Origin of the sequence: Paenibacillus mellifer (assembly GCF_023195895.1) — a bacterium.
In the GTDB taxonomy this organism is placed as follows: Bacteria; Bacillota; Bacilli; order Paenibacillales; family Paenibacillaceae; genus Fontibacillus; species Fontibacillus mellifer.
In genome coordinates this window covers 16,063-37,430 of record NZ_JALPRK010000008.1, presented here as the reverse complement: position 1 = coordinate 37,430, position 21,368 = coordinate 16,063, and the positions used below count along the sequence as shown (strand labels likewise).

The following is a 21,368-nucleotide window of genomic DNA, read 5'->3' as shown; positions in this document are numbered from 1 at the left end:
AGGACGAGTTTCATGTTCAAGACAGGGGGGATTCGGGAGGTGAATCTGGAGTCAAAGCAGCTGATCGAGCGTTATATGGCCGCTTATTTCGAGGTTACCAAACGACTGAACGGGCAAATCCGCGATATCATTCAAGAGGATATCACCATGGAGCAATTTCAAATTTTGAAGTATATCGCCCCCCGCGGCAGGTGCACCTCAACGGAACTGGCTGATACTTTCGCAGTAGGCAAAAGCTCCATCACTGCCATGATCACGCGGATGGTCGATAAAGGGTTCTTGCACCGAACCCGGGATGAAGAGGATCGCCGTGTCGTTTACTTGACCATGACGGAGCAGGGAAGACACAATTACGACGTTGTCCAGGGGCAAATCATGAGTACCGTCTCGACGTATTTAGTGCATTTCGATGCGGACGAGGTGGAAGGGTTTATCAGCGCTTTTGAGAAATTAGCCAGACTGATCGGCGAAGGGAGTATAGGGAAATGAGATTCATACTGAAGGCAAGATGGTGGATCTTGCTGCTGTGGATCGCTTTAGCGGCCACATTGATGTTAACGGCGCCTTCGATGGCGGATTTGGTACGGGAAAATGGGGAAATTACCGTTCCGGACGGGTACTCCTCCTCCGAAGCTTCCGCTATTTTGAAGGAAGTAGCCGATATGAAAGGCGGAGCGAAAGAGACACAAATTGCCCTCGTCTTTCATGACAAGCAAGGCATCGACGATGCCGACCAGAAAGAGATTAAGCAAGGAATTACCACGCTTCGCGATCATATGGAAGAGATCGGCATCGCCTCGATAACCGATCCGTTCGGTACGCCGGAAGCGAAGGATAAGCTGATTTCGAAGGACGGCAAGACGGTGTTGACCTCCTTGTCCGTGTTCGACGAGCAGCGTCCGCTCAAGGAGATCGAACAGGATATTCACCAGAACCTGGATTCGGTCAAGGTGGAGCATTATTTGACCGGGCAAAAGCAGATCAATGAGGATATGGTGGTCAGCTCGGAGCAGGGCTTAAAGAAATCGGAATATTTTACGGTTATCTTTATTCTCTTGATCCTGTTCGTGGTCTTCCGCTCGATGGTAGCACCTTTCATTCCGCTGTTGACCGTCGGACTTAGTTATCTGGTGTCCCAATCCATCGTTGCGTTTCTGGTGGATTCGGTTCATTTCCCGATTTCGACGTATACGCAGATCTTTATGGTCGCGGTCATGTTCGGGATTGGGACCGACTATTGTATACTGCTGATCAGCCGATTTAAGGAGGAACTGCAGCATACGGACGATAAATGGGAAGCGATTATCCAGACGTACCGCAAGGCGGGGAAAACGGTGTTCTTCTCCGGATTGGCGGTCCTGGTCGGCTTCTCGACGATCGGCTTGTCGCAATTTATGTTATACCGCTCGGCGGTAGCAGTTGCTGTCGGTATTGCGGTCATGCTCTTGGCTTTGGTTACGATCGTACCGTTCTTTATGGCCGTGCTGGGAACCAAGCTGTTCTGGCCGGTTCGCGGTTCGCTGGAGCATAAGGAGAACCGGTTCTGGGGCGCGATTGGTTCCTTCTCCTTGAAGCGTCCATGGGCGGCGCTGTTGATTGTTGCCGCGGTGACGGTTCCGTTTCTGATCTCCTATAGCGGCAATGTTTCCTTTAACAGCATGGAGGAGATCGGCGACGAATACGAATCGGTAAAGGCTTATAACATCATTTCGGAGAGTTTCGAACCCGGCGAATCGCTTCCGTCCACGATCGTCATCAAGAATGACGAACGTATGGATAATGCGGAGTTTATGGCGTTATCCGAAAAGATCAGCCGGGAGGTTGAGAAAACGGACGGAGTAGCGAGCATTCGCGGCATGAGCCGTCCAACGGGCGAGGTCCTCAAGGATTTCGCTCTGAGTAACCAGGTGAAAACCGTGGGTGAAGGGCTAGGCGAAGGCGGAGAAGGCCTGGGGAAAATCCAAAACGGATTGTCCGAAGCCAGCCAAGCGTTGTCCGAAAACGCACCGAAACTTAAAGAAGCCGCGGATAGCACTGGCAAGCTGGTGGACGGTACCGCCAAGCTGAAGGACGGCATTACTCAGCTGTCCGGGGGTCTAACCGCGATCGAGAAAGGGATCCGTGAGGGTTCTGTTGGCGCAGGTGAGCTGAAGCAAGGGCTGCAACAGGCGCAAAAAAGCGCTGAGGACCTGGCGAACGCTCATGAGCAATTGCTGGGATCGTATCAGCAATTGGCTCAGGGCGTCTCCGGTCTGAGCGGTGGTCTCACGCAAATTCGTGAACCATTGGGGACGGCTTCTCAGGGGTTAACTGCACTAACCGCGCGGTTCGCAAGTCTGGAGGGTAAGTTCCCTGAATTGGCCGCGGATCAAGATTATTTAACGATTCGCGGTACGGTTACGGAGACCGGCAAAGGCTTAGGTCAATTGACGGCCGGACTGCAGCAAGCGGAACAACAGCTGGGGCAAGTAGCTACAGGCTTGAATCAAGCCAACCAAGGTTACGCTCAAGCGGCGGCAGGCGGTAAACAGTTGGCCGGGGGTCTGAACCAGATCGTCGCCGGTTTGGCGAAGCTGCAATCGGGCCTCGTACAGGCAGCCGACGGGCAAGGGAAGATTGTCAGTCAACTGCCTGAAGTTGAATCCGGTCTGGCGCAAATTCAAAATGGCCAAGAACAGATTCAAACCGGGTTCAGCCAGTTCTCTGGTCAAATCACGCAATTGACCGATGGCTTGGATCAGAGTGTAAACGGCCTGGAGCAGGTGTCCGGCGGCTTGAACACCGCAAAGGATTACTTGACGGAAGTCGGCAGCTCTGATAATGGACTCGATGGTTGGTACGTTCCGCAGCAAGCGCTTGAGAACGAACAAATTACTCAGGTATTCGATACGTATCTGTCCGAAGACCGCAAAGTCATGAAACTGGAAGTGGTTTTCTCCAGTAATCCTTACGGTCGGGAAGCTATCGACCGGATCGGTGCAGTGGAATCCGCCGTACAAACCGCAGTCAAAGGAACGCAGCTGGAGAACGCCAAGGTTGCGATCGGCGGCGTATCCAGTACGTTTAACGACCTCAAAACGATCTCGGGCAATGACTATACACGTACAGTTATCCTGATGCTGGCGGGGATCTTTATTATCCTGGTGTTGTTGCTTCGTTCATTGGTCATGCCGGTGTATCTGATCTTGTCGTTGGTGTTGACGTTCTACGCCTCGATCGGGTTTACGGAATGGGTCTTCGTCGATATCTTCGGTTACTCCGGTGTGAGCTGGGCGACGCCATTCTTCGGCTTCGTTATGCTAGTAGCGCTGGGCGTTGACTATAGTATCTTCCTGATGGACCGCTTCAACGAGAATAAGGACTGGAACGTTGGAGATGCCATCCTGCATTCGATGCGCAACATGGGGACGGTTATTTTGTCCGCGGCAATCATTCTCGGCGGCACGATGGCGTCGATGTATCCGTCCGGCGTTATGTCCATGCTGCAAATTGCCACGCTGGTGCTTTCCGGTCTTGCGTTGTATTCGGTAATCGTCCTGCCGTTCCTGATCCCGGTTATGGTGAAGATGTTCGGGCAAGGCAACTGGTGGCCGTTCCATCGCCGTATCGGCAAAGACACCGAACAAGGAAATAGCGTAAATTTGTAAAATCGTATTTCAAAAGAACGCCGGCTTCTTCTCCAACAGGAGATAAGCCGGCGTTCTTTGTGTTTAACAGCTTGGACCAAACTCTTAACCCAACGTCCCGCGCTTAAGGAAACTGCGCAGCGCCCATCTCCGCTCTTGCCGTTTCTTATATTTCGGTAAGGAGCGATAGATGGCGATGGATTCGTCAAATGCACGCTTGGCTTCCTCTTTACTGCCCAGCGATTGATAAAGGCTGCCTAGCAAATAATAAGCTTCGCTGGAAGAGGATTGGATCTCGCCGAAACGGGCGGCGTATTGCAGAGCTTTCTGGGGATCGTGCTCACGGAAGGCAGAAGCTAGCCGCAAATAAGGTTGTCCGTACTTGACGCGTTCATTCAAGCTTAGAGCATGCAAAATATGCGCCTCGCCTTCCTCGGTTCTTCCGAGTCCCATACAAGCCGTTCCCAGATCGTCCCAAAACTCCGCAGACGTCTCGGAGGCATCCTTGGCCTCCTCCAGTAGCCGATGAGCCTCTGCATACTTCTTGCGTTCCAGCAGCAAGCGAGCAAGCTCGCGTTTGGCGGAAACGTCGAAAGGACTGGCGGCCAGTTGCTGGCGAAACCGAGAAATGCTGCGGCCGCGCTTCAATGGCTTGCTCAGGCTCGGGAATAATCCAACATAACGCCGATCGATGAAGTAAACGATGAGGAGCAGGACAATAATGGCGAGAAAAGGATTGCCAAGCAGCCAAGATAAGAATAGAAACAAGAATACCTTACTCATTTAAATCCTCCACCCATGACATCATAATTTCCAATTATATCACAATGTAAGGAGGACGAGGGAAAAAGAGAACAACCGCCTGTAAGGCGGCTGTGGAAAACGAATATTATTGGAAGCTGCGCATTGAACTGGCAGATCCTAGAGAACTAGCGCCTTGGGAGTTCATCGAGCTCATAGTAGTTGTAGAGCTGGAGCCGATGGGGCTAAACGAACTTGAGCTTGGTGAGCTTGGGATGTGGCTGTTCATGGCCGATCCGAAGTTTCCGATACTGCCTCCGCTGAATCCGCTCTGGCCAATGCCTTGCGTGCTATAGGAGGTTTGACCCACGTTGGGTTGAGTATAACTGGTCCCGATCCCGGACATCGAGTTCATACTATGTTCCAGTTGTCCGGCGATTTGAGCTACCCGTTGGAACTGCTGCATTGCGGTTTGATGGCCGTGCAGGGCAGTTTGAATCGTTTGAACGGCTCTGCGCTCGCGTTGAGCGAGTTCCTCCAGCTGCATCGCGTTTTGCTGCTCCTGCTGCAGCATTTGTTGGTACATCATTGTAGCTTGGCGGGTTTGTTGTTCCAATTGGCGCATCGTTTGTTCAATTTCACGGACTTGTTGACTGACATTGTTGTACATAAGATGTAAATCCTCCTCAAGATAGGTTAGGTTGTGAAACCATTGTTAGGGTACCCTCCGGACTTTCGGCTATGCATCTTTCGGATGATGAGAAGGTAAAGGTCCAATCCCTCATCCGAACGGGTTCATAAACTATAGGTGGAGGTGATAAGCGAATGGATAAAAACGAGTTTATAGAGAAAATCGCTCCACTTGCCGTCGCTAGCGCGGAGGAAAGCGGCGTTCCGGCCTCGCTGACGATTGCCCAAGCCGCTTTGGAATCGAACTGGGGAGCTAGTCGTTTGGCCGCCGAAGGCAATAATCTATTTGGGCTCAAAGGCAGCGGTCCGTCGGGGAGTTTGATTTTGCCTACAACTGAATACCGGGGTGGAAGAGCGGTAACGGTAAACGCGGCTTTCCGCAAGTACCCATCCTGGGCGGATTCCATTGCGGACCATGCCCGATTATTATCGGCGAAACGCTATACCGGGGTGCTTCGACAGACAGGGGCTGAAGCGGCTCGGGCAGTTGCCGCAGCAGGATACGCTTCAGACCCGCAATATGCGAACAAGTTGATCCGTTTGATGGATACCTATAACTTGACTCAATATGATGAAGCGAAGGGGGACAAACCGATGACGACGGAGGAAAGGAAGCAATTCGAAGCGCTTCAGGAAACGGTTCTTGCCCAGGCGAAACAGATCGCCGATCTGGAGAAATGGACTCGGCCAGGTATTCCTGATTGGGCTAAGGAAGCGGTAAATGCGGCCGTGAATTACAGCAAGGATAAGCCTTTGCTGCAAAACCCGGAGCAGGGCAGCGTTGACTTCTACCGGATCATCACTGTGATGCACCGGCGAGGGTTGTTTGATAAGAAGGAGAAGTCGTAGGGTCTGGGACAAAATGGGCATCACCATTTGGTTGTATTCAAGTTTTTCCGGTGGTACGATGGGTTGGAAGATAAAGGTACTTCCGCGAGGAGGGATTTCGATTCGCAAGAGCTTAGGGTTTACCGCAGCGGTCGGGCTCATCCTGCTGGCGGCGATATATACGTGGTGGTATATCGAGAACGTATCTCCGGTTAAAATGACGAAAACCCTTGAGGGAGTGGCTTGGTTGGAGGAAGATCCGACGTACAGCCCGCCGGTTCGAATTTCTCTGGACGGCTACTACGATCAGGGAGACGATCAATTTAGAGGTACGGTGGAGGTTAACGGGCAAGCCTATTCGGATATGATTTTGGATAACGGATATTCTTCGACTCAGTTTGTGGGTAAGGAAATCAATCATCACGGGCAAATATATTTTGATAGGGATTTGGAGCGCTTGGCGTGGTCCTTTCCCCAGTCGGACCTTCCTCCCGAGCTTAGGAATCAGCAGTTCCCCGAAGCGGAAGTTTGGCTGGTTACACCGGCCTCTTCCAGAGAAGAATCGAACAGCCTGCGGCAGGAGCTGAAAGATAGTTACTTGGCCAAGCAAGGGTTCAAATAAAAAAAGGACAAAAGCCCTCGTAGTAAAACGCTACAAGGGCTTTTGTCCGGGCATCCCTTGCGGGACGCCCATCATGGGAGAGGAGAAACCGGACGAAGAGCTTATGGGGAAACGTAAGTCTTCTCCGCGGTTGTCTACGACATTTGTGATGTCGATAATCTAAGTTTGTCCGGGCAAGGGGGTTTTATACCTCGGGTCCGCAAAATTTTGTATGATTTTTTTCGTTTTTCATTCCAAGGCGGATTATGGTACGATATCGACAGGAATTTTCCAGGCATATTAAAGGTGTGTGAACAAATCGATGAGAGTCATTTCGGGCAGCGCCCGGGGCAGATCGCTCAAAGCCGTTCCCGGTATGGGGACAAGGCCTACGACGGACAAAGTAAAAGAAGCGATATTCAGCATGATCGGTCCGTACTTTGACGGAGGTGCCGCGCTGGACTTGTTTGCGGGCACCGGAGGTCTCGGGATCGAGGCGCTTAGCCGCGGCATGGACAAGGCTGTATTTATCGATAAGGAATTTAAGAGCATTGAGACGGTTCGTCAGAACTTGAAGGCAACCGGATTTGAAGCTGTGGCTGAGGTCTACAAGAATGATGCCGAGCGGGCACTTAAAGCTCTTGCGAAACGAGATGCGGTATTCGAGCTCGTGTTCTTGGATCCGCCTTACCGCATGAAGAATGGAGATGCGCTGATGGAGCAAATGGACGAGCTGCGGCTGTTGACACCGCAAGCGACGGTCGTGCTCGAATACGAATCCTCGTATGCTTATCCTGAGCGATTTGGGCCTTTCCGGCAATTGCGCAAAGCGGAATACGGGGAAACCGCCGTTTCGATTTATGCCTATGATTCCGAGCCGAACGCGGTTCAAACCGACGATCAAGGAGGAGGAACAACATGAACGAACAGCGGAAACTGCGGGTAGCGGTTTATCCGGGCAGCTTTGATCCCGTAACGAAAGGACATATGGACATCATCCAGCGAGCCTCACGTCAATTTGATCGACTGATCGTGGCGGTGCTGAATAATTTGAGCAAGAAGCCGTTATTTACGGTCGACGAGCGAAAGGAGCTGCTCACACAGGTCACCGGTCATTTGCCGAACGTCGAAATTGACAGCTTCCGGGATCTCTTGGTCAATTACATGGATTATAAACAAGCCGATGTCATCGTCCGGGGCATACGCTCCGTGACCGATTTCGAATATGAACTGCAGCTGGCTTCTACTAATCACAAGCTGAACAGCGAAGTGGAGACGATCTTCATGATGACGCACCCGAAATATTCTTATTTGAGTTCTAGCGTCGTTAAGGAGATCGCCAGCTTCCATGGGGATGTCAGCGATCTCGTTCCGCCAGAGGTAGAGAGGGCGATGCGTGAGAAGTTCAAGGAGAAGCTGGGGCCAAACTAGGAACCGAAGCTTAGTGCTCGTCTTGGCGCCGCCATAGAAGCGCGATGGACAACAAGCCGAACATCAGCAGGGTCAACATCCAAAGCTGCCATTCCATCACCCCGAACGCCTGCTGCCAGTTAGGCAGCGTGGCGGCCGGGGTGTCGTTTCCTAAAGGGGGCGATCCGTCGCCGCCAAAGGCCGGAAGCACACCTGGAATCCAGCGGGTGAACGGTTTCCATAACATCAAGGTGAGAACATAAGCGTAGGCGGCATGCAGCAGGCGGTTGAGCAGAAACGACCGTTCGCCGATACCGGCTGGGCCGAGGATAGCTCGCACCTGCAGATAAGCGCACAAGCCGCTCCACCCCAGCGCCGCTCCGAGCAGAGATGCGGTAAGTGCCGGTGGAAGAGAGGGTGCCAATCCGGAAATCGCATAGGAGCCCAAATGGATCTCCATTGCGCTTTTTACGGCAACCGCAAAAGCCTGGTCGGGGAGGGCCAGCAGAATAACGTGAATGACGACCGCAAAAATAAGCATATATCCCCCAGTGATCATCAGAGTTTGGACACCAGAGGCCACCGAGTCGCCAAGCAGTTTGCCAAAGCTTCGGCCGTCCTCACGGCGAGCTTCTTCCATGTTACGTACGGCGAGACGCAGCAAGGGAATATGCGGCCTGGTTGTAGATCTCGCTGCCGCAGGCGTACTGGAAGCAGAACGGTCAGGGAATACGAAATGCAGTGTGAGGCCGGCAGCCAAACCTGCAGCCCAGTGCACGGCCAACAGGAGCAGGCCGAACTCGGGTCGTCCCACGAAGCCTGAGCCGATCACTACGACGAGCAGCATCGGGCTGCAGAAATGGGCTGCAGACGCGAGCCGCTCGGCCTCTCTTGCGGTTACTTTGCCTTGCTTATATAGTGTGGCCGCCGCTTCGGCCGCAGCAGGAAAGCCGGCGGTCATCCCCAGCGGCAGTACCCACCCGAAGGAGCCGGGCAATCCCAGGACACGGCGGGTGAAGGGGTCAAGCAGCGTGCCTAATCCGTGGGCGAACCCGGCGGCCAGCAGCATTTGCGACAGGACGACGAACGGGAGCAGAGCCGGGAAGACGATCCGCCACCAGATGGCTAGGCCCTCGCCGGAGGCTTTAAAAGCTTCGCCCGGGGCATAAACGACACAGATGACGACCAAAACGGCTAATAAACCGGTCAACAACGTGGACAACGGGCTGTCGGCCAAACGTCGGAAATTCATATGTATAGATCCACCTTCTTTGTCATTAGATAAAGACCGATAGCAATTCAGCGCATAATACATGCTATGCATCAGGCGCTAAGGACAGACTACCGGTTTCATGGAGCGAAGCATCGCATTAAGACGAATGCGGACGGAAGACGAGGGTTCTTACGCCGCTGTACAGGAAGGGAGGAGAACCGGATGCGGCAATCCAGAGCCAAAGCGATCAAATCGGGGCTGTACGTCCTGACCCTCGCGGTGATTGTTTATGTCGTTGTCTACATGTCAACCCCGTACATGATCAATCAACCGGGGACGGCGGAGGAAATCAAACCAATGGTCTCGATTAAGTCAGGGGATTCGGAGGAAAAAGGAACGTTTATGTTGACAACGGTTTCGGTTAGTTATGCCAACGTTTGGATGCTGGCGACTGCGCGTTTCAACAAACATGCCGAAATCGTCCGCAAGGAACCGGACCGAAATGATGAGGAATACGAAACTCAGCAGCGCTATTATATGAGCAGCTCTCAGTCGAATGCAATCTTGGCCGCGTATAACAAGGCGGGCGTTAAATACGACGTCGTCTCGGAGTACGTATTTATCGTCGGCTTATCCAAGGAAAGCCAGCCGAAAGGGGATTTCCATCCCGGGGATATCATTCGGAAAGTGAACGGTCAGCCGGTGAAGCAATTTGAGGATCTTGGCGTCCTGCTTCAAGACAATCAACCGGGGGATCGAGTGAAACTCCAACTGGAGCGTAACGGCAAAGCCGTGGACCAAGAGGTGGAACTCGTGGAGATTAAAACGGCCGACGGAGGACGTAAAGCAGGCTTGGGCGTGACGGTGGGCGAACTCCGTAAGGTACAAGCGGCCGATAAAGCCAAGGAAGTGCAGTTTGTAGACACGCGTATTGGCGGCCCTTCAGCCGGCCTCATGTTTACGCTCGAGATCTACAATCAGCTGACTCCGGGCGATCTGAGTCATGGCTACCGAGTGGCCGGTACCGGCACGATTGCGGAGGATAGGACGGTTGGGGCGATCGGCGGGGTCCAGTTTAAGATTGTGGCTTCGGACCGGGAGAAGGCGGAAATATTTTTCGTGCCGGAGGCAAACTATAAAGACGCCAAAGCGAAAGCGGAGGAAATCGGTTCGAAAATGAAGCTGGTACCGGTGAAAAAGCTGGACGACGCCCTGGACTATTTGGCTACGCTGGAGCCGAAAGCATCATGATCTAGGGCGGTCGTCTTCTATACGTAGAGGCGCCTGACGGTATTCGCGCAGCAACTCCTCCGTTTGGCGCTGAGGCATCGCGTTGGCATAAGCGGCTGCAGCCCGAATATCGAGGGCCAGTTGCGGATGATCGAGCTCAGCGGCCCTTGTGATGATCGGCAGCCGTGCCGTTTGCTTCATCTTCTTTAGCAGCTGCTGTCCGGCTTCGCTGAAGCCAAGCACCCGCAGATAACCCGGGCCCTGAGCCAACGCCTCGGGTGTCAACAACTCGCGGGGGTGTTGCAGGAGAATATGCAGAAGCATACGTTGCAGCTTCGTATGGGTATAGCGTTTAGTTTTGAGTTGTCCCAATAGCTCGGTAACCGTAGGTTGGGATAGGCGGGGCAGCGTTTTTTTGATCCGGTGTTCCAGTCCTTCCGTCACCTCGTGAAGGGCGGCGAGCTGCTCCGGCGCGGCCAGGAGCAGCTGATGGAAGAGCGGCGCGGCCAAGCTCTCCCACGTCACGGGCCCGCGGCCCGCCGCGAACTCGCGGGTGAGGATCTCCGCCGTGTACGGCGGGAGATACGGCGCGGCTGCGGCGCGGCCGCCGCCGGCGATCAGCCGCCGCACGGCGGTGGCGCTGGCGATGCTTGCATCCTTCGGCGCTACATCGCCGTGACCTGCGGCCCGGCGCTGGACGGTGGCCGGCGCGATGCCGCTGCGAAGCCGCCGCAGCGCGATCAGGTAGTGCAGCCCCAAACTGTTGTTGGGCTGCTCCAATAGCGATCGCGCTGCGGCGGCGTCGCCGCCGAGCGTGCGTGCGGCTGCGGCGGCGTAGGCCGCGGGGTAGCTCGCCCCGGTGGCGAGCTCCTCCGCGAGGGCCGCCCGCAGCGCCTGCGGTTCGGCGGCCAGCCGCTCGGCCAGCGGCAGCAGCGCCGTAAGCGCGCCGGCTTCACTGCCGAAGCACAGATGCGTCGTGACCCCCGTCGCATCCAGCAAGGCCACGGCGCCGTAGGCGAACCACTCCGCCGGCTGGACCGCGTAAGCGACCGGCAGCTCCAGCACGACGTCAACTCCGAGGCGGAGAGCCATCTCCGCCCGCGCCCACTTGTCGACGAGTGCCGGCTCGCCGCGCTGCAGGAAATCGCCGCTCATGACAGCGACTACCGCATCGGCGCCGGCTAGCCGTTTGGCTTCGGCGAAATGATGAGCGTGACCGTTATGCAGCGGATTATATTCGACAATAATACCAACGATATTCAAAGGGTTCTACTCCTTGTTTTCCAGGGATTGGGGTGGATTCTTCACCTATGAATATACCATGAAATGATAGCGGAGCTACAAGGATGGAGCCGGCAGCGGTGTTTTCACTGAAAGAATAGCTTTATTGTTGACAAAACTTACTTAAAATCGGTATAATAATTTTTGTTTGTTTGGAGTGATGCTGATGTATATCAATTTGCGTCAGGTGACCTCGTCTGAAGCTCCGGTGAAGATTTATCAGAGCTTGGACGTGAGCCGTGTTGTTAAAGGTCGCAAGGACATTCTCGCAATGGGTCCACTGCAAGTTGATTTGCAGGCGGAAGCTGTTGGCGGAGACGTAGTCGAAGTCAAGGGCAAGCTGACGGCGGAGCTCGATATGACCTGTTCTCGGTGTTTGAAGCCTTTGAAACAGGTCGTACAAGCGGAATTTGCAGAAAGCTTCAAACAAGGCGAGGCTCCCGAGACGGACATGCAGACGCAGGACGAAGACGATGACTTGCAATATGTCGCCGACGACAAAGTCGATTTGGTGCCGTATGTGGAAGAAACGCTGTTGCTTCACCTTCCGTATGCCGCTCTGTGTCAGGAATCCTGTAAAGGGCTTTGCCCGAATTGCGGGGCTGATCTGAACGAACAGGAATGCGGCTGCAACAGGGAAGTAATCGACCCGCGGCTCGCAGCGCTCGGCGATTTTTTCAAAAAATAAGCAAGTAAACAAGGAATAAGCCACGGTTAGGGTTGACTTGATAAGGAGGTGGGAACCATGGCAGTACCTCAACGGAGAACGTCCAAAACGCGCCGCGACAAACGCCGCACGCATTTCAAATTGGCTGTGCCGGGCATGGTAAAATGTGAACAATGCGGAGAATTGAAGCTTGCTCACCACGTATGCAAAGTTTGCGGAACATACAAATCGAGAGAAATTATCGGCCAATAAGCTTTAGGCGCCCAACTCAAAGTAGTACTTCATTTCGATGAGGTGCTATTTTTTTTGCCTTCTTCGGCCTAGCTTCACTAAAGGTTTATGGTGATTTCGCTTTTCTTTTGGGGCAGGATGCTTTATACTACTTTTTAGTACCAGGTTCTAAAGAACTTCGCTAAATTTACATATAAAGAATCGTTGATCTATAGATAGTACGTCATGGTTTGTTTAATCTTCAGGGGGGGATACCCATCGAACGATTGCCGAAGCGGGCGAGGCAGCAGCAACTCGTCCAAATGATAGAAGCCAATCCGTTTATTACGGACCAGGAGCTGACTCGTCAGCTGAAGGTCAGTATTCAGACGATCCGGCTTGACCGGATGGAGCTGGGCATCCCCGAGCTTCGGGAACGGATGAAGCTGATGGCCGAACGATCCTACGACCAGGTTCGTTCCTTGCCGCTGCATGAGGTCATTGGGGAAATCGTCGATTTGCAATTGGACAAGAGTGGGATCTCCATTTTTGAAATCCGCGAGGAGCACGTGTTCTCCCGAACGGGGATCGCCCGTGGACATCACGTGTTTGCACAGGCCAACTCCTTGGCCGTGGCCGTAATCAACGATGAAATCGCTTTGACGTTCTCCGCGGATATCCGGTTTGTCCGATCGGTTCATCTAGGGGAGAAGTGTATTGCGAAAGCTTACGTAAGGCCAAGCTCCGGCCAGAAAGGTAAAGCTAAGGTCGAGGTGTTTACCTACGTAGGCGAAGAAATGGTATTCCAGGGGAATTTCGTCATCTACCGGTCCACCGGAGACGACAATCCAGAAGGAGGAAGTCAGCATGAGAATCGCCATTGATGCCATGGGCGGGGACCACGCGCCGCAAAGCACGGTCGAAGGCGCGTTGGCCGCAGCCAAGGAATGGGGCGACACCGAAATCATTCTGGTCGGCGACGAGCAGGTGCTTGCGCCGATGCTGCAAGGCGCTCCGGCGAATTTACGGATTCAACACGCATCCGAGGTGATTGATGCGGAGGATGAACCGGTTAAGGCTGTACGCCGCAAAAAGGACGCATCCATGGTCGTGGCCGGCCGTCTTGTTCGCGAAGGAGAAGCCGAGGCGATGATCTCCGCCGGCAACACCGGAGCATTGATGACAACGGGACTGCTGGTAGTCGGACGGATGGAAGGGATCGAACGGCCGGCGTTGGCACCGATGATCCCGACGGTCGACGATCGCGGGGTACTTGCGCTCGATCTCGGCGCTAATATGGATGCCAAGCCGGAGCATCTGGCGCAATATGCGCTTATGGGCAGCATTTACCGGGAAAAGGTGCACGGGATCGCGAAACCGCGAGTCGGATTGTTGAATGTCGGCACGGAAGCGATGAAGGGGAATGAGTTGACTAAAGCGGCTTATCCACTGCTCGAGACACTGCCGATTCATTTCGTCGGAAACGTGGAGGCCCGGGATATTCTGACCGGTGCCTGCGATGTACTCGTGTGCGACGGCTTTGCCGGTAACATTTTGCTGAAATCGCTGGAAGGCACGGCGGGCACGATGTTTTCGATTCTGAAGAAGGAATTCTCCAAATCTCTGAAGAACAAGCTGGCCGCGGCTGTACTGATGCCGTCGCTGCGCGGTTTGAAGAAGACGCTGGATTATAAAGAACATGGCGGCGCCCCCCTTCTAGGCCTTAGCGGTCTGGTCGTAAAAGGGCACGGGTCCTCGGACGGCGGCGCGATCAAGAATGCCGTTCGCCAAGCGCGGACGGCGCTCCAAAGCCAACTGACGGAGAGCATAGCACGGGAAATCAGCGGGAAGTGAGTGACGAGAGTGAATAATTTACGTTCGGTAGGGATTATCGGTACCGGGAAATACGTGCCGGAAAAAGTGTTGACGAATGCCGATTTGGAAAAAATGGTGGATACGAACGACGAGTGGATCGTTTCTCGTACGGGGATCAAAGAACGGCATATCGCCGCTCCGGAGCAAGCAACCTCCGATCTGGCTTATGAAGCGGCTGTTCGTGCCTTAAAGTCTGCTGGTCTTACGGCGGATGAGCTGGATCTGATTATCGTAGCCACCGTAACGCCGGATTCGGCATTTCCGTCGACGGCTTGCATCTTGCAGGATAAGCTAGGCGCGAAAAAAGCTGCGGCTTTCGATTTGTCCGCCGCCTGCTCGGGGTTCGTGTATGGAATGGCGACGGCGAATGGGTTTATCCAAACGGGGATGTACCGGAACGCGCTGGTGATTGGGGCGGACACGTTGTCCCGAATCACGGATTATTCGGACCGGAACACCTGCGTGTTGTTTGGGGACGGAGCAGGGGCCGTCATCATTGGAGAGGTACCGGAAGGTCGTGGATTCTTGTCCTTTGATCTCGGCGCGGAAGGTGCCGGCGGCGAATTGCTGAAGCTGGAGGCAGGCGGTTCACGGTTACCGGCTTCGGAAGCTACTGTAGCGGACCGCAAGCATTATATCTACATGAACGGGCGCGAGGTATTCAAATTTGCCGTCCGCGTGATGGGCTCGGCAACTGAGGAAGTGCTCCGCAAAGCCGGGAAGAGCAAAGAAGACATTGATTTATTCGTCCCTCATCAGGCGAACATCCGTATCATCCAATCGGCCATGCAGCGCTTGGACTTGCCGGAGGACAAATGCGTCATCAACGTGGATAAATACGCGAATACATCGGCAGCTTCTATCCCGCTGGCACTGGTGGAAGCGGCGGAGGATGGCCGGATGAAGGAAGGCGACACCATCCTGCTGGTCGGCTTCGGGGGTGGATTAACCTGGGGGGCGTCTGTGCTGGTGTGGTAAGATGCGCTTTCGAGGGAGCCACCCGCTGCCGTGTGTAGGGCGATCAACCTGATTTTTTACGATAGGGAGTGCACAGGATGGGCAAAATCGCGTTTGTTTTTCCGGGACAGGGTTCCCAAAGCGTAGGAATGGGCAAGGATATATATGATGCGTTGCCGGCAGCGCGAGCGCGTTTCGAAACGGCCGATGAACAGCTTGGCTTTTCGCTCAGCGGCTTGATCTTCGAAGGACCGGACACCGAGCTGAAGCAAACAGCCAATACGCAGCCGGCGCTGTTGACGACAAGCGTAGCGTTGTACGAGGCGTTTGCGGCGAAAGGCTTCAAGCCGGACTACGTCGCCGGCCATAGCTTAGGCGAGTACAGCGCACTGACAGCCGCTGGCGTCTTGGGATTTGAGGATGCCGTGAAGCTCGTACGAGCACGCGGCGAATACATGGAGCAGGCGGTGCCCGGCGGACAAGGCGCGATGGCTGCGGTGCTCGGCGGTGAACGCGAAGCACTTGCGCAGCTATGTGCGGATATTACTGCCGGCGGTGCGCTGGTTGAGCTGGCTAATGTGAATTGTCCGGGACAGATCGTAGTTTCGGGAAACCAAGAAGGGGTTACCCTTGTTGTTGAGCGGGTGAAGGAGATCGGCGCCAAACGGGCGATCCCGCTCGAGGTGAGCGGACCGTTCCATTCCTCTCTCATGAAGACGGCGGCTGAGCGGCTGGGCGAACGGTTGTCCGCCGCCTCGTTCCGCGACGCTGAGATTCCGGTTGTGGCGAATGTAACGGCTCGTCCGGTGCAACATGGAGCGGAGATCAAGGATTTGCTGGTACGCCAGGTTTATTCCCCTGTTCTTTGGGAGGATAGCGTGGGTTGGCTCCTCTCGCAGGGAGTGGATACTTTCGTGGAGATCGGGCCCGGCAGCGTGCTGACCGGATTGATCAAGAAGATCGATAAATCCGTGCGGCTCTTGAATGTCAGCAGCCTGGACAGCCTGGAACAGACGGCTGCAGCCTTAATTTAACCGGCCGAGAAGGCCGAAGATAGACCTTCGCCGCAAAGGTGCCGTATGGCTCAAGGAATGGCGATGAGATTATGTTAAAGCAAGACAGAGTTTGATTTGAATGTGTTTCATAAATAAGGCGAAAGGAGTTGAACCGTTTGAGCAAACCTCTTCAAGGTAAAACCGCTTTGGTGACCGGGGCTTCCCGCGGAATCGGCCGCAGCATCGCGCTTGCATTGGCCGAGGCAGGAGCCGACGTTGTCGTCAACTATGCGGGGAATGAGGAAGCTGCCGCCCGCGTCGTTTCCGAAATCGAGGCGCTTGGTGTGAAAGCTTACGCCGCCAAAGCGCATGTTGGCAGCAGCGAGCAGTTCGAGGAAATGGTGAAGTCCGTGCTCGAAGCTTGGGGTCGGATTGATATTCTGGTGAATAACGCAGGAATTACAAGAGATAATTTAATTATGCGTATGAAGGAAGAAGAATTTGACCAAGTCATCGAGACGAACCTGAAGGGCGTATTCAACGGGATCAAAGCCGTAACTCGTCCAATGATGAAGCAGCGCTCGGGACGAATTATCAACATCTCTTCCGTAGTTGGTGTACTCGGCAACGCGGGGCAGGCAAACTATGTCGCCGCGAAGGCCGGGGTCATTGGCTTAACGAAGTCATCGGCCCGTGAACTGGCTTCGCGCGGGATCACCGTAAACTGCGTTGCTCCCGGGTTTATCGATACCGACATGACGGGCGAGCTTCCGGAGGAATATCGCCAGAAACTGCTCGGGGATATCCCGTTGGCCCGTTTGGGACAGCCGGAGGAAATCGCAAGCGTGGTTCTGTTCCTCGCTTCGGACAGCGCGGCCTATATGACCGGACAGACGCTGCACGTGGACGGCGGAATGTATATGTAAATCGCGCCTTTCGCTTCTATGGCATTTTAACTTCAAATCTCTTATAATACCAAAGAGGAGGTGAACCGGATGTCCGATGTATTGGATCGCGTAAAACGCATTGTAGTCGATCGCCTCGGCGCTGATGAAGCCGAAGTGACACTAGAAGCGTCTTTTAAAGACGACTTGGGTGCGGATTCGCTTGACGTAGTTGAATTGGTTATGGAATTGGAAGATGAATTCGATCTGGAAATTTCCGACGAAGATGCAGAGAAGATTACGACTGTAGGTGAAGTTGTAAACTACATACAATCTCATACCTAATTGTCATCCCAAAGTCCCGTACCTCCTACTAAGCAGGCGGGACTTCTCCTCATCTTTACCCTCTACAAGCATTCGTGCTTTAAACCAGGAATGATAAGTACACATGAAGTCCATACGAGGTGAGTGTGTTTGAAACATAGAGTAGTAGTAACGGGAATGGGGCTCGTGACGGCGCTGGGCCATGACCTCGATACGCTGTGGAATAACCTGATTCAGGGGAAATCCGGTGTTTCGAGAGTCGAAGCTTTCGACGTCAGCGAATACCCGACGCAAATTGCGGCTTCCGTGAAAGATTTTAATCCTGAGGATTATGTCGATCGCAAGGAAGCGCGGAAAATGGACCGTTTCGTGCAGTTTGCAACCGCTGCCGCGGTTAACGCAATGAATGACAGCGGACTTAATATTGCCGAGCAGGCCGACCCGGAGCGGGTAGGCGTGATGATCGGTTCGGGGATCGGCGGTCTCGGAACTTGGGAAGACCAGCATAACATTTTGCTGGAGAAAGGTCCGAAACGTGTCAGCCCATTTTTTATTCCTATGATGATTGCCAATATGGCCTCAGGCCATGTATCCATCCTGTTCGGGGCAAAGGGTCCGAACACGACGGCGGTGACTGCGTGCGCGACCGGAACTCATTCCATTGGCGATTCGTACAAGCTCATCCAGCGGGGTGATGCCGATGTGATGATTTGCGGCGGCGCGGAAGCAACGATCCGTCCGACCGGTATGGCGGGGTTCTGTTCCATGCGGGCGATGTCGACTCGCAACGACGAACCGGAAAAAGCCAGCCGGCCGTTTGATCTGGAACGCGACGGCTTCGTCATGGGCGAAGGCGCTGGCGTTCTGATCCTGGAATCGCTGGAGCATGCGTTGAAACGCGGCGCCAAAATCTACGGCGAAATTATTGGCTACGGCTTGAGCGGGGACGCCCATCACATGACAGAACCGGACCCGAACGGTCCGGAGCGCTGCATGAAGATGGCGATTCGCGATGCCGGCATCGCGCCGGAGGAAGTGGATTACATCAACGCCCATGGCACCTCGACACCGGTCGGGGACCGCTCGGAGACGATTGCCATCAAGCGTGCGCTTGGCGATCATGCCTATAAAGTGGCCGTCAGCTCGACGAAATCGATGACCGGTCATTTACTTGGAGCTGCTGGCGGGGTAGAAGGCGTTATTTGCGGACTTACACTGCAGCATGGCGTCATTCCGCCAACGATCAACCTGGAGCATCCGGATCCGGAATGCGATCTGGACTACGTTCCGAACGAAGCCAGACGTGCGGATGTGCGCGTTACGATGTCCAATTCATTTGGATTCGGCGGACATAACGCCACGATCATTATGAAGAAATACGAAGCGTAAGGGGTTAAGTCTGGTGAATGGAGATCTGAAGCAGTTACAGCAAAAACTTGAACTGGCATTCCAAAATCGGCAGCTTCTGAAACAAGCCTTCACCCACGCGTCATACGTGAACGAGCATCGCTTCAGTCAATATGAGGATAACGAACGCCTGGAATTTTTGGGCGACGCCGTACTCGAGTTGACCGTTTCGGAGCATTTATATCGGTTATTTCCAGATCGTCCTGAGGGCGAGTTAACCAAGCTGCGCGCGGCTATTGTTTGCGAACCGTCGCTCGTGAAATTCGCCGAAAGCCTGGAATTCGGACACTACGTCCTGCTGGGCAAAGGCGAGGAGCTGACGGGAGGACGAACTCGTCCGGCGTTGCTTGCGGACGTATTCGAATCCTTTATCGGCGCTTTATATCTGGATCAGGGACTGGAAGCCGTCACTGCGTTCCTTCATCGCCACGTATTCCCTAAATTGACCCTGAACGGTAAGCTGGCGACCAGTGACTTCAAGACGGAGTTGCAGGAGCTTACGCAGCATCACGGCATGGGGGCGTTGGAATACCGGATCGTCGAAGAACGGGGGCCGGCGCATGAACGCGAATTCGTTGCGGAGGTCTGCATGGAAGGGCGTTCGCTCGGTCAGGGAACAGGCAGATCCAAGAAGGAAGCTGAGCAGCAGGCGGCGGCCGTGGCCTTGGAGCTGCTTAAGGACGCTCAGCCAGATAATTAATATTGAATGATAGTTCAACAAAAAGTAGGTCGTCCCCAAGGTCTTGCAGACCCTGTGGGACGACCTTTTTTTTGAATGAGTGTATTCCTGCGGAGCACTAACGCTGATCTTTGAACACCAAAGGGGGGGGATGTCCATAAGCTCGGAGGTCAGCGTTAGCCCCGGAATTCCGTGTTTTTGGACCCCATAAGCTTCCTGACAAGCGTTAGCACAAAATCATTGCAACCATTCTATCATTAGGCACCCTCGGGTTCTTCGACTAAGGCAGCCGTTTGCGAAGCTCCGTCATCAACGTCAGCGTGTCCATCCCGGAGTGATTGCCCAGCAGGATGAGGGTGTACCCTCCGCCAAGCTCCCGGGACATCCCGGTGGCGTAGCCGGTGCCGCTTCCATTGTGAAAGACACGTGTCCCTCCATTCTCTTGCCGGATCATCCAGCCGTAACCGTAGTTTTTCTCCGAATAGGAGGTGAACATTTGGGTGATGGATGAACTGCGTAACACCCGTTCCGTTTCGAATGAGGCGATCCATGTCAGCATATCGTTGACGGTAGAATACAAAGTTCCGGTGCCGGATTGGGAGATATAAGGGCCGGCCGGTGCCCATAGCTGATCTCCGGCGCTGACGTAACCCTGGATAACCGGTACGGAGGGCTTTGCTTCCCCGGTGCCGGATAAACCCAGCGGTTCCCAAAAGCTCTGCTTCAGATATTCCCCGTAACTCATCCCTGACGCTTTCTCGATGATTCCCGCCAGCACGACATATCCGCTGTTGCTGTAGATGAACTTGCTGCCCGGTTCAACCAGCAGCGGTTTGGATCGGATGGCCTCGATCGTATCCAGCAAGGAATAGTTCGCTTCGCGCGGAAAGTTGGGGTTGATGCCCGACAGGTGGGACAACAGCAGGTGAACGGTGATCCGCTCTCCACCAGGAAACCCGGGAAAATACGATTCCAGCGGTTCGTCCAACCTCAGTTTGCCTTCTTCCGCCAGCTTCATCACGGCCGCCGCCGTAAACGACTTGGTCAGAGAACCAAGGCGCGATTTGCGGTCTGCGCGGACAAGGCGATTCTCTCCGTCATATCCATAGCCTTTGCGGAGCAGGATTTGGTCACCCTTGGCGATCAAAGTGATGCCGGAGTACTGTTGAGCGATCAGATATCGATCCGCCAACTCCGTTTCGGAAGAACGAATCGTCACCCCGTCCGACATCAAGCTGACATTGACCGTCCCGCCGGATGCAACGGCCCCGACATCTGCCTGCAATACCTCGGCCAAAGCCCGCAGAGGCACCAGCGTGACGCCGCCGCGATCAAACGAGCTCCCGCCCGTCCGGAGCGGATCGCCGTTAACGCTGAACAGGTCCGTCCCGGTGCGGTGCAGGATCGTATCGCCGTGTACTCGCAGTTCGGCAGCGCGTTTGGCGGAGTTCCACTTCACTTCCGCTCCCAGGCGCTCGGCTGCTTCGCGCAGCGGTACATAGGTTACGCCGCGATAGATCTGCGGCGAAGTGGCCCAAGCGATCACTTGTCCTCCGATCGTTACATTCGCGGAGGTCACCGCCTGTGTCTGCTGGGCAGCGGCCATCGACAGACCTGGCGCGAGCAGGGAAGCGGCTCCAAGGCCAACCGCCAACAGCAAGCCGGTCAGGAGAGAATGTTTCTTCGTGCTCATCAAGGACGCTCCTTTTACCGATATAAAAGATTGGATTTTCTATCACACTAGCAAAAA

The 21,368-nt window shown here is 54.4% G+C and carries 22 protein-coding genes; 17 read left to right on the top strand and 5 right to left on the bottom strand.

Annotation, left to right across the window (positions count from 1 at the left end; all coding sequences use genetic code 11):
• Positions 1–12 precede the first annotated feature (12 nt).
• Together M0651_RS10640 and M0651_RS10635 are read left to right on the top strand one after the other, a co-directional pair.
• Positions 13–489 (top strand): MarR family winged helix-turn-helix transcriptional regulator, encoded by a 477-nt coding sequence (locus tag M0651_RS10640; protein ID WP_248551726.1) that lies wholly within the window; start codon positions 13–15, stop codon positions 487–489.
• Positions 486–3,647 carry an MMPL family transporter gene (locus M0651_RS10635; RefSeq protein WP_248551725.1) on the top strand — a complete coding sequence of 1,054 codons (3,162 nt, stop codon included), beginning with the start codon at positions 486–488 and terminating at the stop codon, positions 3,645–3,647. The genes M0651_RS10640 and M0651_RS10635 overlap by 4 nt, the downstream gene beginning before the upstream one ends.
• A gap of 84 nt (positions 3,648–3,731) precedes the next feature.
• Here the strand turns inward: M0651_RS10635 and M0651_RS10630 are convergent, their stop codons facing one another.
• Complete coding sequence (locus M0651_RS10630) at positions 3,732–4,409, bottom strand: tetratricopeptide repeat protein (protein WP_248551724.1); 678 nt, start codon at positions 4,407–4,409, stop codon at positions 3,732–3,734.
• 106 nt (positions 4,410–4,515) lie between these two features.
• The gene (locus tag M0651_RS10625) at positions 4,516–5,037 is read right to left on the bottom strand and encodes a hypothetical protein (RefSeq protein ID WP_248551723.1); all 522 of its coding nucleotides are present in this window, start codon (positions 5,035–5,037) and stop codon (positions 4,516–4,518) included.
• Between the two features lie 155 nt (positions 5,038–5,192).
• Here M0651_RS10625 and M0651_RS10620 point away from each other — a divergent pair, with 155 nt between their 5' ends.
• The 4 genes from M0651_RS10620 (at position 5,193) to coaD (ending at position 7,917) form a co-directional block, all read left to right on the top strand.
• Positions 5,193–5,906: a glycoside hydrolase family 73 protein gene (locus M0651_RS10620; RefSeq protein ID WP_248551722.1), complete on the top strand. Its 714-nt coding sequence runs from the start codon at positions 5,193–5,195 to the stop codon at positions 5,904–5,906.
• Between the two features lie 58 nt (positions 5,907–5,964).
• Complete coding sequence (locus M0651_RS10615; protein WP_248551721.1) at positions 5,965–6,507, top strand: hypothetical protein; 543 nt, start codon at positions 5,965–5,967, stop codon at positions 6,505–6,507.
• Positions 6,508–6,808: 301 nt separating this feature from the next.
• Positions 6,809–7,408, top strand: coding sequence for a 16S rRNA (guanine(966)-N(2))-methyltransferase RsmD (gene rsmD, locus M0651_RS10610; protein WP_248551720.1), 600 nt, complete (start codon positions 6,809–6,811; stop codon positions 7,406–7,408).
• Positions 7,405–7,917 carry a pantetheine-phosphate adenylyltransferase gene (gene coaD / locus M0651_RS10605; RefSeq protein ID WP_248551719.1) on the top strand — a complete coding sequence of 171 codons (513 nt, stop codon included), beginning with the start codon at positions 7,405–7,407 and terminating at the stop codon, positions 7,915–7,917. The genes rsmD and coaD overlap by 4 nt, the downstream gene beginning before the upstream one ends.
• 10 nt (positions 7,918–7,927) lie before the next feature.
• Here the strand turns inward: coaD and M0651_RS10600 are convergent, their stop codons facing one another.
• Positions 7,928–9,148: a nucleoside recognition domain-containing protein gene (locus tag M0651_RS10600; RefSeq protein WP_248551718.1), complete on the bottom strand. Its 1,221-nt coding sequence runs from the start codon at positions 9,146–9,148 to the stop codon at positions 7,928–7,930.
• 183 nt (positions 9,149–9,331) lie between these two features.
• Here M0651_RS10600 and M0651_RS10595 point away from each other — a divergent pair, with 183 nt between their 5' ends.
• A complete protein-coding gene (locus tag M0651_RS10595) occupies positions 9,332–10,360 on the top strand; it encodes a SepM family pheromone-processing serine protease (RefSeq protein WP_248551717.1) in 1,029 nt (342 codons plus the stop codon).
• Here the strand turns inward: M0651_RS10595 and M0651_RS10590 are convergent.
• A complete protein-coding gene (locus tag M0651_RS10590; RefSeq protein WP_248551716.1) occupies positions 10,355–11,602 on the bottom strand; it encodes a nucleotidyltransferase in 1,248 nt (415 codons plus the stop codon). The two genes, M0651_RS10595 and M0651_RS10590, sit on opposite strands and share 6 nt — an antisense overlap.
• Positions 11,603–11,786: 184 nt before the next feature.
• Here M0651_RS10590 and M0651_RS10585 point away from each other — a divergent pair, with 184 nt between their 5' ends.
• The 10 genes from M0651_RS10585 to rnc all read left to right on the top strand — a co-directional run bounded on the left by M0651_RS10585 (position 11,787) and on the right by rnc (position 19,639).
• The gene (locus M0651_RS10585) at positions 11,787–12,308 is read left to right on the top strand and encodes a YceD family protein (RefSeq protein ID WP_248551715.1); all 522 of its coding nucleotides are present in this window, start codon (positions 11,787–11,789) and stop codon (positions 12,306–12,308) included.
• Between the two features lie 57 nt (positions 12,309–12,365).
• Positions 12,366–12,539, top strand: coding sequence for a 50S ribosomal protein L32 (gene rpmF / locus M0651_RS10580; RefSeq protein WP_009222962.1), 174 nt, complete (start codon positions 12,366–12,368; stop codon positions 12,537–12,539).
• A gap of 245 nt (positions 12,540–12,784) precedes the next feature.
• Entirely contained in the window at positions 12,785–13,381 is a 597-nt protein-coding gene (fapR, locus tag M0651_RS10575; protein WP_248551714.1) for a transcription factor FapR, read from the top strand.
• Positions 13,365–14,351: a phosphate acyltransferase PlsX gene (gene plsX / locus M0651_RS10570; protein ID WP_248551713.1), complete on the top strand. Its 987-nt coding sequence runs from the start codon at positions 13,365–13,367 to the stop codon at positions 14,349–14,351. Before fapR ends, plsX begins: the two co-directional genes overlap by 17 nt.
• 9 nt (positions 14,352–14,360) lie before the next feature.
• Positions 14,361–15,350, top strand: a complete 990-nt coding sequence (locus M0651_RS10565; RefSeq protein ID WP_248551712.1) for a beta-ketoacyl-ACP synthase III — start codon at positions 14,361–14,363, stop codon at positions 15,348–15,350.
• Positions 15,351–15,427: 77 nt separating this feature from the next.
• On the top strand, positions 15,428–16,363 hold the full coding sequence (fabD, locus tag M0651_RS10560) for an ACP S-malonyltransferase (RefSeq protein ID WP_248551711.1): 936 nt from the start codon (positions 15,428–15,430) through the stop codon (positions 16,361–16,363).
• Positions 16,364–16,500: 137 nt separating this feature from the next.
• The gene (gene fabG / locus M0651_RS10555) at positions 16,501–17,250 is read left to right on the top strand and encodes a 3-oxoacyl-[acyl-carrier-protein] reductase (RefSeq protein WP_248551710.1); all 750 of its coding nucleotides are present in this window, start codon (positions 16,501–16,503) and stop codon (positions 17,248–17,250) included.
• A 69-nt stretch (positions 17,251–17,319) separates the two neighbouring features.
• Positions 17,320–17,553 (top strand): acyl carrier protein, encoded by a 234-nt coding sequence (gene acpP / locus M0651_RS10550; RefSeq protein ID WP_018750834.1) that lies wholly within the window; start codon positions 17,320–17,322, stop codon positions 17,551–17,553.
• A 129-nt stretch (positions 17,554–17,682) separates the two neighbouring features.
• Positions 17,683–18,921, top strand: coding sequence for a beta-ketoacyl-ACP synthase II (fabF, locus tag M0651_RS10545; protein WP_248551709.1), 1,239 nt, complete (start codon positions 17,683–17,685; stop codon positions 18,919–18,921).
• 13 nt (positions 18,922–18,934) lie between these two features.
• Positions 18,935–19,639: a ribonuclease III gene (gene rnc, locus M0651_RS10540; protein WP_248551708.1), complete on the top strand. Its 705-nt coding sequence runs from the start codon at positions 18,935–18,937 to the stop codon at positions 19,637–19,639.
• A 259-nt stretch (positions 19,640–19,898) separates the two neighbouring features.
• Here the strand turns inward: rnc and M0651_RS10535 are convergent, their stop codons facing one another.
• The gene (locus M0651_RS10535; RefSeq protein ID WP_248551707.1) at positions 19,899–21,311 is read right to left on the bottom strand and encodes a serine hydrolase domain-containing protein; all 1,413 of its coding nucleotides are present in this window, start codon (positions 21,309–21,311) and stop codon (positions 19,899–19,901) included.
• Between the last annotated feature and the right edge of the window lie 57 nt (positions 21,312–21,368).